Below are 12,317 nucleotides of genomic sequence, written 5' to 3' on the forward strand. Positions count from 1 at the left end.
CCTGCAGAAGGTTAGGTCAGGCGTTGAAGCGATAGAGCCGGCAGTCGGAATGTTGACGCTTGATCAGGTGAATCAAACCAGCTTAGCAATGCAATGGACAGGAGCGTTTCGCGCTGATAAACACCATAAACCGGTGGGAAATCATACTTATGGCGCCGTTGACTGTGACGCCCGGGGGAGCTGGGACCGCGTCAGATGTCGTACCATCCGCTCATGCCTGCTAGCTTCGACAGATTTCGGCAGACCTTCTTCGCCAAGTTCCCGGAAGCCGCGCGACTCGAAAAGGCCCTCCGCACCCCACGGAACAGTAATCCGATGTTCTTTTTTCAGGAGTCGCGTGACCCTGACTTGAAGAAGTCGTGGCTTGTGCTTGGTCGACTTGGGCCAGAGATGGAGGCAAGTCTTTCTATTAACGGAGAGGTTCTATTTCTCTTCAGTCCTCATGAAGAGTTTCAGCGCCGATCATTCAACAAGTTGATAGATAAGGCGCGGCAGGAGATCATGGATGTGCAGCGGCAGCTTTTTGGCGTCGTTCGCTTTACGCCCGATTCCCACATCTCCCTCATCTACTCGACGGATCCTTCTCTCACCAAGAACCTGAAAGCATGGAATGCGGACGGGGCAGCGTCCTTGGTTGCCCGAGTTCCCCTGCTTAATGGTTCATTTGAGGGGATAACCTCCGAGTTGCGGAGCTCGATAGCAACCGTCCTGGCGTCACGGGATCTATACGGCGGCAAGAATCCGGTGACGGGCCGCGACTTCTTTGGTCGCCTCGAAACGATCCAGTCTGTATCGGCCGAACTACGTAACGGGCGGTCAATCGGCCTATTTGGGCTGCGTCGCTCCGGCAAGACATCGCTGCTGAAGGAGTTGCAACGACGAGAAGAGCCGTCGGGCCTCGCCCTCGTTCTTAGTGATCTGGAATCTACTGATGCTGTAGACGATATCCTGCGCCAGGTTTCCCAGGACTTGCTGAATGTTCTCCGCCGTATGAAGGAGACTCGAAGTGACATTTGGCTGGGCCCGGAGGCTGAACATGAGGCCAAAACCTTCGGAGAGTTGTCTGCCAGATTGATTCGTGTGGCAGAGCGCAACTCCTCGCTGAACTTTGTCATCGCGGTAGACGAAGTCGAGAACCTACGCAGACTTGCGCGAGTCTCGCCAGAGAAGGTGCGCCTTTTCCTCGGATCTATTAGGAGAGCGGCTCAAGCTACGAAGAATCTATCGCTATTCTTCACCGGCCTCACTACCGCCTTTTTCGACCAGAGCATGATCGTGGACGAGGTTGATAATCCACTTTTCGGATTTGTTGACTCTCACTTCCTTCCGCCATTTTCTCTGGCGGAATCAACAGGCCTTGTCAGGGATCTGGGCACCTTGATGATGCTGGAATGGGAGGAGGAGGCGCTTTCGGCGGTGCACAACCTGACTGGCGGTTTCCCATTTTTCGTGCGCGACCTTGCTTCCGCTGTCAGGCAAGTTGCACTCGCTGAGTTGACCGAGCTTCCTCAGATATCTTCTCAAGTCATGATCAGAAAACTTCATGTGGATGCAGCCTTTCAGCAATGGAAAGATCAGGCCGGGCGGACTTGGCGCGAGGTCATTCGGACGCTGGAGTCATATCACCCGGTAATGGCAGAGATGCTGCATGCGAACGCCGAGGAAGAGATTAGGGAGTGGCGAAGTATCGGAGTTGAGGGCGAGTTGTCCGCGCTGGCGCTGCAGCGCCTTGGCTTGCTGATTGCTGCCGATGGTGGAGGACTGAAACGCTCGGCAAGCCTGGTGGCGCTGGATGGGCTTGCAGGAAAGCCGACGGTTCTTGTCGTTGATATTCAAAAGAGGCGCGATCTTCGCAGCTTGTTGTCGCAACCAGAAAGCCTCCACCTAGAGTTCAAGTCCACCGCGCGATGGAACCTTCGTAGTGGTAAGAAGGATCAGGCCATCGAAGATGCTATTGTCAAAAGCGTTGCGGCATTTTTGAACACTGATGGAGGAACCCTGGTGATTGGGGTAAACGACGATGGTGAGCCGCGAGGATTGACGGAAGATCTAAGCACCTGCCGCGGTAGCTTCGATCAGTACGAGCGCTGGCTCATGGGAAGCCTTCTTGGCCAAAAAATCGGGGCCGAGATTGTCTCTCAATATGTTCAGTACGCCAAGCACTCGTTAGACGGGCATGATTTAGTGGTCTTGGGGGTCCGGAAGTTTCCTGGGATCGCGTGGGTCGCGTCCGGAGAGGATGATGATCTCTATGTCCGTAATGGAAACGAGACTCGGCAGTTGCGTGGACGGCGGGCTGCGGAGTTTGCTCGAAGTCGGCCAGCCTGAGGAAGGTAGGCGTCGAAGGTGCCGCTGATTAGGGTGAGCACCGGTTTGGGCTCAGGGAACGAGCGTTCCTTGCTTGACTCCTGCAATGAATGACGACCACGCTACCCGATTGAAGGTGAGGATCGGGGCGCTGCGGTCCTTGCTGTCGCGCAGCCCGATATTGCCCGCCAGGTTGTCCGCAACTTCGACGCAGTTGCCGGAGCCGTTGCTGCGGGTGCTCTTGCGCCAGGTCACCGTGGCCTGGTTGACCTCTTCCACCCGCGCCGTCCTCTCATAGCTCGTCGATCGCCCCCTGGATCAGGTCGCGCGACTCCCGAGCGCTGGCCGCCGTGGCTACCAGGTGCTCGAAGACCCGGCTGTACTCCCTGACCTGTTGGCCCTCGAGGTAGAGGCTACCCGCGCGGGTTTCGACGTAGACGACCCCCGGATCGGCCGGCTCGGGGAAAGTCAGCACGCTGAAGGCGCTGCCCATCGACCCGTATTCGCCCGCGCCAAAGGTCAGGATCTGGATCGTGCGTCCGGGCCGGTCCGCCTCTTCGGCCAGCCGCCGCAACTGCGCCTGGAACGACTCAGTCCCGCCGACCGGCCGCCGCAGGGTCGCCTCGTCCAGCACCACCCAGACCTTCGGGGGAGTGTCGGCGTTCTGCCGGCGCATCCGCAACTCCACCCGGCGGTCCACCTCGTCCCCGGGGGCGTCCGGGTGCTCGGCGCGGATGACCGCGCGGGCGTAGTCCGCTGTTTGGAGCAGGCCAGGGATCAGTTGCGGCTCGAAGGCGCGGATCTCCGACGCCTCGGCCTCCAGTCCGACGTAGACCTCGAACCAGTCCGGCAGGACGTCGTCATACGCCTGCCACCAGCCGCGCTTCCGGGCGTCGCGGGCAACCTGGACGAGTGCGTCCACCTCTTCGCCCTCGACGCCGTACAGCTCAAGGAGGCCACGGGCGACCGGTGGCATGACGGAGACCTGGGCGTTCTCGATGCGGCTGATCGCCGACTTCGAGATGCCCACCTCCTTGGCGGCCTGGTCTGCGGTCATGCCGGTCTGCTCGCGGAGGCGACGCAGCGCGGCAGCCAAACGTCGACGCCGGACGGTCGGACTTCCAGTCATGCCCGTCAGTGTGGCGGAACAGGACGCGCTTCGCAACGACACTCTCCCGAATCGGGAGTTGCATAAAGGGTGCAGTCCGCTGCACGATGGGTGAGCTGCCGGATCGTCTGAGCTACCAGAGCCGTCCAGAAGTCCGCGCTGCTCGGTGTGCCCTGCTGCCGTACTGCTGGTCGAAGGCTGCGGCGGCAGGTGCCGGGGTGGGTCCGCCGTTGCGGTGCGGGCCGGTGGGCCCACCCCATCCACAGGTGAAACTCGACGGTGAGAGGCAGGTCCTGTCATGCGCGTCTTCTTCCGGCGTGCCCGGCGTCGTCAGCGGTCGGTCAGCGGGCCGACCTGCTACCGCTCGGCGGCCTACCATCCGCTGCGCCCCTGGCAGGTGCGTGAGCGAGGCTTCCGGCCGACCCCGTTCGGGCGGCGTGGGCTCGACCCGCAGGAGGTGCGGGAGTTCCTCGACCGGGTCGCCGGTGACCTGGCCGTCGTCTACGACGCTCTCGCGCAGAGCCGGCGGGAGACCGACCGGGTCAAGGACGCGCTGCGCCGCTGGCAGTCGGCGCAGGCCCGGGTCCGCAACGAGCGGGGGTACGACCGGTGACCGAGCGTTGGGTCATCCACCTGCCCGTGGTCGCCGGCGACCTGGTCTCCGCCCAGCGGCTCGCCCGGGTGGTGGCGCATTGGACGCAGGTGCTGCCGCAGACCGAACCGGGCGGCACCACCGTGTCGACCGAGGACGACCAGAACGTACGCCACTGGGTCTTTTGCGACCGCCTCATGCCGGGCGGCCGGCGGTGTCTGCTCCGGCCAGACCATGACGGTGAGTGCTCCCGGCGGTTCCGGCGGCGGTGAGCGCGGCGGCAAGGATCTCCTGATCGCCAGGCCGGCGGGCTGGGACCTGCGGCGACCACACCTTAGGATCGGCGGGTCGCCGGTGACGCCGGCGTCACGGGGAGCTGGTGGGGGCGAGGAGCGGCGATGACCCTGTTGCGGGACGTGATCGAGATTCCGACCTCGGTCGGTGACGGCGACTTCGTCGTCCGCGCCGCCGAGGGCGCCGACCTGCGCCGGTACGTCGTCACGGACCAGCTCCGGGACAACTTCGCCGAGGCGCTGCGCCGGATTGGCCACGCGGTCACCACCGGCCGTTCCCAGGCGATGTTCCTGCACGGGTCGTTCGGCTCCGGCAAGTCGCACTTCATGGCGGTGCTGCGGGAGGTCCTCCAGCACAATCCGGAGGCCCGGCAGGTGCGCGGGCTGTCGGAGCCGGTGCTCGCCGCCGACCCATGGCTGCGCGACCGGAAGCTGCTCACCCTCACCTTCCACATGCTCGACGCGCGCTCGGTCGAGCAGGCGGTCCTGGAGGGCTACCTCAACCAGATCACCAAGCTGCACCCCGAGGCGCCCGTGCCCGCCGTACACCGGTCGGACGCGCTGCTCGACGACGCCGCGCGGCTGCGCGAGCGGATGGGCAACGACGCCTTCTTCGCCGCGTTGCACGACGGCGGTGGCGCCCCCGCGGCCGGTGGTGGCCTCGGGCTCGCCGCGCTGCGCGCCAAAGCCGACGGCTGGACCCCGCAGAGCTACGCCGCCGCCGCGGCGGCACCCCCCGGCACCGAGCAGCGGGACCGGCTGGTCAGCGCGTTGACCAGCACGTTCTTCACCGGCGCGGTCCGCAGCGGGGAATACCTCGACCTGGACACCGGCCTCGCTGTGATCACCCGGCACGCCAAGGCCCTCGGGTACGACGCGCTGGTGCTCTTCCTCGACGAGCTGATCCTGTGGCTCTCCACGAAGATCAGCGACCACACCTTCGTCAACACCGAGGGCGCCAAGCTCAACAAGCTCGTCGAGTCGGCCGACGCCACGCGGCCGCTGCCGCTGATCTCGTTCGTCGCCCGGCAGCGCAACCTGGAGGACTTCCTCGGCCCGCAGGTCGGCGGCACCGAACGGGAAGCCCTGGCGCACGTCATGCGCAGCGTCCAGGGCCGGTTCGGCGAGATCGTCCTCGAAGACACCAACCTGCCCGAGATCACCGAGAAGCGGTTGCTCAAGCCGATCGACGACACGGCCCGCGCGGTGATCGACAACGCCTTCGCCGCCGTGCGGGGCAATCGGGAGGTGTGGGACGCCCTGCTGCTCGGCGCCCAGTACGGCGACGCCGGCATCGGCTCCGACGCCGCCGCCTTCCGCAAGCTCTACCCGTTCTCGCCCGCGCTGGTGGCGACCCTGGTGGCTCTCTCCCAGGCGTTGCAGCGCGAGCGCACCGCGTTGAAGGTGATGACCGAGCTGCTCGTCGATCGCCGGGACTCCCTCAAGGTCAACGACCTGATCGGGGTGGCGGCGCTCTTCGACCCGCTGGTGCTGCACGGTGAGCTGCCCGACCGGCCCAAGCTCAAGCAGCTCTTCCAGTCCGCACGCACCCTCTACATCCAGAAGCTGCGCCCGATCCTGCTCAACCTCAACGGCATCGGGGAGGAGCAGGCGGCCGGGCATCAGCAGTTCCAGCTCGACGACAAGCTGATCAAGACGGTGCTGCTCGGCGCGCTGGTGCCCGAGGTACCGGCCCTGCACAACCTCACCGCCGCCAAGCTGCACGCGCTGAACTTCGGCTCGATCACCTCGCCGATCCCCGGCTACGAGCGGCAGATCGTGCTCAACCGGCTCGACCGGGTCGCCGACAGCGCCGGTGAGCTGCAACTGACCAAGACCCCCGACCCGGTGGTGTCGCTCAAGCTGCACACCGTTGACTACGACAAGCTGCTCGACCTGGTGCCCGAGCGCGAGGCCAACACCACCGGCGTCCGGCAGCAGCTCATCCGGGAGCTGGTCACCGCCGAGATGGGCATCGCCGGCAGCGAGGGGCAGCTCGGCGAGCTGCTGCACGCCCGGGCCTGGCGCGGTCGGTCCCACACCATCCAGGTGAAGTTCGGCAACGTCCGCGACCCCGACACCATGCCGGCCTCCGCCCTGATCGCCACCGGCGAGGCGTGGCGCGTCATCATTGACTACCCGTTCGACCCCGAGGGCTACGAGCGCAGCGCGGACCGCGCCCGGATCGAGAGCCTGGAACGCGGCTCGCGGACCGTCTTCTGGCTGCCCTTCTACCTCACAGACGAGCTGCTGGGGAAGGTTGGTCAGCTCCTGAAGATCAACTATCTGCTCGGCAACGGCACCGGGGACCGGCTCAACTCGCTCGCCGCCGACTGGCCGCTCGTCGACCGGCAGCAGGGCAAGGTCTACCTCCAGCAGCGCCAGACCCAACTGCGCGGCACGCTGATCAGCGCCCTCATGCAGGCGTACGGGTCGGCCACCTCGCGCGGCACCGACGTGCAGGAGGACAACATCGGGGTCTTCCACACCCTCGCCGACGGCCTGCACGTCGGCGACCCCCGCGGCGGCACCCTCGCCGAGGCGTTCACCAACCTCACCGGAGAACTCCTCGCCTGGTCCTACCCGGGTCGTCCGGCCATGCCCGACGACGAGAAGCCCGTCACCCGCGGCGAAATGAACAAGATCCTGGAGTACGCCAAGCTGGCCGCCGCCGACCCCGCCCGGGGCGTCAGCGTGCCCAACCCGGCCGACCAGCGCATCCTTCGGCGGGTCTGCAACAACCTGCGCCTCGGCGAGCTGATCGACGGCCGCTACGTACTCACTACCAGCACCAGCCGGTGGAGCCAGCACCTGCTCCAGGCCGCCGCCAACGAGAACTACACCGACCACTTTCCGGTGCACGTGCTGCGCGGGCTCATCGACGAGCCCGCCGCGTTCGGCTTCGACCGCGAGCTGCAAAATCTGATCATCGTCGTCTTCGGGCTGGAACAGCAGCTCGCCTGGTACCAGCACGGCGGCAAGGTCGACATGACCAACTTGGCTGCCGTGCGTGACGACCTGGAGCTGCGGCACCCGCCGATGCCCGACGAGAATGCCTGGGCAGATGCTGTGCGTCGGGGCTCGGCGATCTTCGGCGGGGCCCTGCCCGTCTGGCGTACGCCGGCCAACCTCGGCGAGCTCGCCGGCACGCTGCGCGAGGCAGCGCGCGCCCGGAAGAAGGGGGCCGGCGATCTCGTCGACGCACTGACCGCGCACGCCGACGTGCTTGGCCTGGACATTTCGGCCCCGACCGGTCGGCTCGCCACTGCGCGGCGGGCGGCCCGGTTCGTGACCGAACTGACCGCCGAGCGCGACGACGTGGTGCTGGTCGAGACGGTGGCCCGTGCCGATCTCGGCGAGGTCGACGACCAGGCCGTCGGCGAGGTGCTCAGCCAGGCGGGCAGGATCAGCGCCGAGTTGGCCCAGGCGCACCAGTGGCCCCTGCTCCAGGCGATCGCCGCCCGGGCCGCCCACGACGCGCGGGCAGCGGCGATCATTGGGCAGCTCCGGGACGTCGCCCGGCACGATCAGCACGGACAGGACCTGGTCGGCGCCCTCCAAACGGCGTCGGCGGCGTCGGCGGCACTGCTCGCCGCCGAGCAGCCGACGAAGCCCGTCCCGGTCGACCCGCTCGTGACGCCTCCGGTCGTCACGCCGCCTGTGGGGCACACGCCCCCGGCGAGTCCTCCGGTCGTCCCTCCGGCCAGGCCGCCGGGCGACTCCGATCCCGCTCTCGTGCCGGTCGGTGACGGCAAGGGTCCCGGGCCAGGTGGTGACGGGTCGGGCCCGCCTCGGGGTAGCGACGGCTCGGAGTCGGGGGGCGGCGGGGCGATCGCTGTCGTTTCACAGCGCCGTGAGGTCGCCGACGCGGCCAGCTGGGAGAAGGTCGCCGCCGAGATCGAGGCCGAGGTCACCGCCGGACGGCGGGTCACCGTCACCTGGGAGATCCGGTGACTGCCCGGGTCGCCAGGCCCCGGGCCAAGACCACTCCGAATCGGGCGGGCTCGTGAGCGCCCCGGTCAGCGCGGCGCAGCCGGACGCGGTCCGCCGCAAGGTCGAGGCGTGGCTGGCCGAGGACGACTCGGCCTACGCCATCGCGCTTGCGGCCCGCCCGGAGCCACTGGCCGAGCCGGTGCTCACCGTCGGCGGCACCAGTGTCCGGGTCGTCCCCTGCCCCACCCCGCTGGCCGCCCGCGCGGCCCTGCACGACCGGGCCGACGGCGAGCGGCTGGTGCTGCTGACCGAGCTGACCGACAGCGAGCTGGGCGACGGGCTCCTCGCCCACCTCAGCAAGCAGACCGTGCGCAAGATCGACCCGTGGGACCTGGTCCGCCAGATGTTCGGCGGGGTCAAGGATCTCGATCCCACCCTGGTCCGGGTCGGACGCTGGGTGGCCAACGCGCTCAGCGACCACGCCCCGTCGGACGGCTGGCCCGCCCCACCCGGTGCGATCCTCACCCGCGACCACGCGCTGCGCAGCCTCACCTCCGCACTGCTCGACCTGCCACCCGCCGAACTCGACGACAGCGGCCTGGTGCAGTGGAGCACCGATGCCAGCCGGCAACTGCGCTTCACCACCGTGCCCGACGTCATCGCCGAGGGCGTCACGGCGTACTTGACCGGGACCGCCGGCCGCGCCGCCATCCCGATCATGGCCGCCGTACGGGCCGGGCACGGGGTGGACGTAATCCCGTTGGGGCTGCTGGCCGGGCTCCTCTGGCCCGCCGGCAGCGAGCGGGCCGCCGAGGTGGAGGCCGCCGTCGGCCGGACCCGGCTGGAACCCCGGTTCGGCGGGTCCCGGCTCACCCCACAGCAGGCCGAGGCACTGCACCAGGCCGCCGAGGCGTGGGTCTACCGGACGGTCGACTCCGGTGACGACGGCCGAGCCGAGGCGATGCGGATGCTGCGTCGGGCCGAGGCCATCGCCGCCGAGATCGGCATTACCGCGCTGCTCGGCGCATCGACCGTCCTGCCCAGTGGATTCGTCCAGCGGCTACGGGCCTTTGCTGACGCCGTACGACTCGCGGTGCCGGCCGGCGCGTCGGCGCTGCCGGCCGCGGTGACCCGGGCGCAGTCGGCGCTCGCCACCGTGGAGGCGCACCGGGCCGCCGAGCCGCGCCGGGTGGAAACCGCCCGAATGGCCGTACGGCTCCTGCGCTGGCTCCACACCACCGACGGCCCACCGCCCGCCACCCTGCTCGACGCGCTGCACCGGCAGGTCCGTCAGGACGGGTGGGTCGACCGAGCCCGGCTCGACGTCTTCGCCGGCGATCCCGACCAGCAGGTCGCCGATGCGTACCGGCTGCTGCATCGCACCGTGGACGCCCGTCGGGCCCGGCACGACCAGCAGTTCGCCACGCTGCTCGCCGCCGCCACCAGCGCCGAGACCGAGCCCGGTGCACTGCTGCGCGTCGAGGACGTGCTCGACCGGGTGGTCCAGCCGATCGTCGACCAGGCCCGCCGCGTGCTGCTGCTCGTGATGGACGGGATGGGCGTCGCGGCGGCCACCGAGCTGGCCGAGTCGGTGACCCGCACCGGCGCCTGGGTGGAACTCACCCCCGACGGCGGACCCCGGACCGGCGTGCTGGCGGCCCTGCCCACCGTCACCGAGGCCAGCCGGTGCAGCCTGCTCAGCGGACGGATCACGGCCGGCGGTCAGCAGGCCGAGCGAAAGGCGTTCGGGGAACGCTTCCCGACCGGACGACTGCTGCACAAGGCGGCCCTGCGGGCCGGCGCCGGGACGGCCGTGGACCCGGAGGTGCTGGCCGCGCTCAACGACCCGTCGATTTCGGTGGTCGCCGCCGTCGTCAACACCATCGACGACGCCCTCGACCGCAGTGACCCGGGTACCACCGTCTGGGGCGAGGACACCATCACGGCCGTCGGCGACCTGCTGGCCTCCGCCGCTGACCGGGTGGTCGTCCTCGTCTCCGACCACGGCCATGTCGTCGACCGGGGACCCGAGTCAGTGACCCTGCCCAGTGCCAGCAGCGAGAACCGGTGGCGACCGGCGACCGGCCCGGCGGGCGACGCCGAGGTCAACGTGACCGGCAGCCGCGTGGCACTCGGCGGCGGCGCGGTCATCCTGCCCTGGCGCGAGGAGGTCCGGTACGGGCCGCGCAAGGCCGGCTACCACGGTGGCGCCGCACCGGCGGAGGCCGTGATCCCGCTCCTCGTGCTGACCGCCGGCGACGACCAGGCGGTCCCGGGATGGGCCGGTGCCCCGGTGGCCAGCCCGGACTGGTGGCGGGAACCGCTGACCGAAAGCTCGTCCGCGCCGGCCGACTTTGGCATGGCAAACCGACGTCGCCCGCGCCGGCCCCTCGAGCAGCAGCCCGAAGGCCTCTTCGACCTGGCACCGGTCGCTGCCGCGCCGGCCGCCGCCCCCCAGCCGGTCCCGACGGCTCCCGACCTGGTGACGGCCCTGCTCGCCAGCGACCGGTACGCCCAGAGGCGCGACCCCCGGATGCCGCTGGCCGACGAACGGGTCGCCGCGCTGCTGGGCACCCTGCTGGCTGGCGGTGGTCGGGCGACCCTCGACACCCTCGCCGCCCGGGCCGGGGTCCCGGCGCACCGGATCGCCGGCACCGTGGCCGCGCTGCGGCGGATGCTCCAGGTCGAGGGCTACCCCGTGATCACCCTCGACCCGGACGGCCGTACCGTCCACCTCAACCGGGCGTTGCTGATCGAGCAGTTCGAGCTGGAGCCACGGTGACCGTCGAGTTGTCCGCCCGCCGTCGTCGAGACATCGTCGACGCCCTGCGTCGCGGTGTCGTCCCGAGCAACGGACTCGATGCGCTCGCGGTCGGCCTGGACAGGTTCACCGCCGCCCTCGACGACGACCTCGACCGGGTCGCCGGTGGCGGCAGCGTCTTGAAGGCCGTACGGGGCGAGTACGGCGCCGGCAAGACCTTCTTCACCCGGTGGCTGGCCGAGCGAGCCAAGCGGCGGGGGTTCGCCGCCGCCGAGGTGCAGATCTCCGAACTGGAAACGCCCCTGCACCGGATGGAGACCGTCTACCGCCGGCTGGTCGAACACCTCAGCACCGAGCAGTTCTCCCCGAGCGCGTTCCGGCCCGTACTGGACGGTTGGATCTTCGCCCTGGAGGAGGACGTCCTCGCCGGCGGCACGATCGCCGAACACGACGCGGAAGCGCTCGACCGGGCGGTCAGCGACCTGCTGGAGCGGCGGCTGGGTGACATCTCGCGCAGCACGCCAGGTTTCGCGGCGGCCCTGCGAGGCTACCGGGCCGCCACCGCCACCGGCGACCACGCGACCGCAGACGGTCTCGCGGCTTGGCTGGCCGGTCAGCCACACGTCGCGGCGTCGGCGCGCCGGGCCGCCGGGGTCAAGGGCGACCTCGACCACTACGCCGCGTTGAGCTTCCTGCGGGGTCTGCTCACCGTCCTGCGCGACAGCGGGCACCAAGGGCTGCTACTGGTGCTCGACGAGGTGGAGACGCTGCAACGGGTGCGCTCCGACGCCCGGGACAAGGCGCTCAACTCGCTGCGGCAGCTCATCGACGAGGTGCACGCGGACCGCTTCCCCGGCCTCCTGGTGCTGATCACCGGGACGCCCGCCTTCTTCGACGGTCCGCAGGGGGTCCAGCGGCTCGCGCCGCTCGCCCAACGGCTCGCCACCGACTTCGGTCCCGAGCCACGCTGGGACAATCCGCGAGCCACCCAGTTGCGACTGCCCGGCTTCAGCCCGGACGCCCTCGTCGAACTCGGCCAGCGGGTACGGGAGATCTACGGCAGCGCGGCCGTCGACTCCCGGGTCGACGACGCGTACCTCGCCACGCTGGCCCGAGCCGTCACCGGAGCGCTCGGCGGTCAGGTCGGCGTGGCACCCCGCATCTATCTCAAGAAACTGGTCGCGGACGTCTTCGACCGGGTCGACCAGTTCGCGGACTGGGATCCACGGCAGCACTACGAGCTGACCCTGCGGGCCGACGAGCTGACCGAGGTCGAACGCAACGCCGCCGCCTCGGCCGACGACATCGAACTGCCGATCTGAC

At 68.8% G+C, this 12,317-nt stretch carries 8 protein-coding genes; 6 read left to right on the plus strand and 2 right to left on the minus strand.

What is annotated here, in order from left to right; genetic code table 11:
* Nucleotides 1-213: 213 nt before the first annotated feature.
* Nucleotides 214-2,328, plus strand: a complete 2,115-nt coding sequence (locus ACTWM8_RS05925) for an RNA-binding domain-containing protein (RefSeq protein ID WP_446212914.1) — start codon at nucleotides 214-216, stop codon at nucleotides 2,326-2,328.
* Nucleotides 2,329-2,379: 51 nt separating this feature from the next.
* Here ACTWM8_RS05925 and ACTWM8_RS05930 read toward each other — a convergent pair whose 3' ends face one another.
* On the minus strand, nucleotides 2,380-2,586 hold the full coding sequence (locus ACTWM8_RS05930) for a DUF397 domain-containing protein (protein ID WP_446212915.1): 207 nt from the start codon (nucleotides 2,584-2,586) through the stop codon (nucleotides 2,380-2,382).
* A 13-nt stretch (nucleotides 2,587-2,599) separates the two neighbouring features.
* Nucleotides 2,600-3,436 carry a helix-turn-helix domain-containing protein gene (locus ACTWM8_RS05935; protein WP_446212916.1) on the minus strand — a complete coding sequence of 279 codons (837 nt, stop codon included), beginning with the start codon at nucleotides 3,434-3,436 and terminating at the stop codon, nucleotides 2,600-2,602.
* Nucleotides 3,437-3,713: 277 nt separating this feature from the next.
* Here ACTWM8_RS05935 and ACTWM8_RS05940 point away from each other — a divergent pair, with 277 nt between their 5' ends.
* The 5 genes from ACTWM8_RS05940 (at nucleotide 3,714) to brxD (ending at nucleotide 12,316) form a co-directional block, all read left to right on the plus strand.
* Entirely contained in the window at nucleotides 3,714-4,028 is a 315-nt protein-coding gene (locus ACTWM8_RS05940) for a DivIVA domain-containing protein (protein WP_446212917.1), read from the plus strand.
* Nucleotides 4,025-4,279 (plus strand): hypothetical protein, encoded by a 255-nt coding sequence (locus ACTWM8_RS05945; RefSeq protein ID WP_446212918.1) that lies wholly within the window; start codon nucleotides 4,025-4,027, stop codon nucleotides 4,277-4,279. The genes ACTWM8_RS05940 and ACTWM8_RS05945 overlap by 4 nt, the downstream gene beginning before the upstream one ends.
* A gap of 126 nt (nucleotides 4,280-4,405) precedes the next feature.
* Nucleotides 4,406-8,254 carry a phage resistance protein gene (locus tag ACTWM8_RS05950; RefSeq protein WP_446212919.1) on the plus strand — a complete coding sequence of 1,283 codons (3,849 nt, stop codon included), beginning with the start codon at nucleotides 4,406-4,408 and terminating at the stop codon, nucleotides 8,252-8,254.
* A 52-nt stretch (nucleotides 8,255-8,306) separates the two neighbouring features.
* Nucleotides 8,307-11,015, plus strand: coding sequence for a BREX-2 system phosphatase PglZ (pglZ, locus tag ACTWM8_RS05955; protein WP_446212920.1), 2,709 nt, complete (start codon nucleotides 8,307-8,309; stop codon nucleotides 11,013-11,015).
* Nucleotides 11,012-12,316 carry a BREX system ATP-binding protein BrxD gene (gene brxD, locus ACTWM8_RS05960; RefSeq protein WP_446212921.1) on the plus strand — a complete coding sequence of 435 codons (1,305 nt, stop codon included), beginning with the start codon at nucleotides 11,012-11,014 and terminating at the stop codon, nucleotides 12,314-12,316. Before pglZ ends, brxD begins: the two co-directional genes overlap by 4 nt.
* Nucleotide 12,317: the final 1 nt, after the last annotated feature.

Source organism: Micromonospora sp. IBSANI012 (assembly GCF_052814045.1).

What these genes read in the sequence shown, in the direction of transcription:
- ACTWM8_RS05925 (WP_446212914.1), top strand. Translation starts at nt 214, where the DNA reads ATGCCTGCTAGCTTCGACAGATTTCGGCAGACCTTCTTCGCCAAGTTC.
- ACTWM8_RS05935 (WP_446212916.1), bottom strand. Translation starts at nt 3,436, where the DNA reads ATGACTGGAAGTCCGACCGTCCGGCGTCGACGTTTGGCTGCCGCGCTG.
- ACTWM8_RS05940 (WP_446212917.1), top strand. Translation starts at nt 3,714, where the DNA reads ATGCGCGTCTTCTTCCGGCGTGCCCGGCGTCGTCAGCGGTCGGTCAGC.
- ACTWM8_RS05950 (WP_446212919.1), top strand. Translation starts at nt 4,406, where the DNA reads ATGACCCTGTTGCGGGACGTGATCGAGATTCCGACCTCGGTCGGTGAC.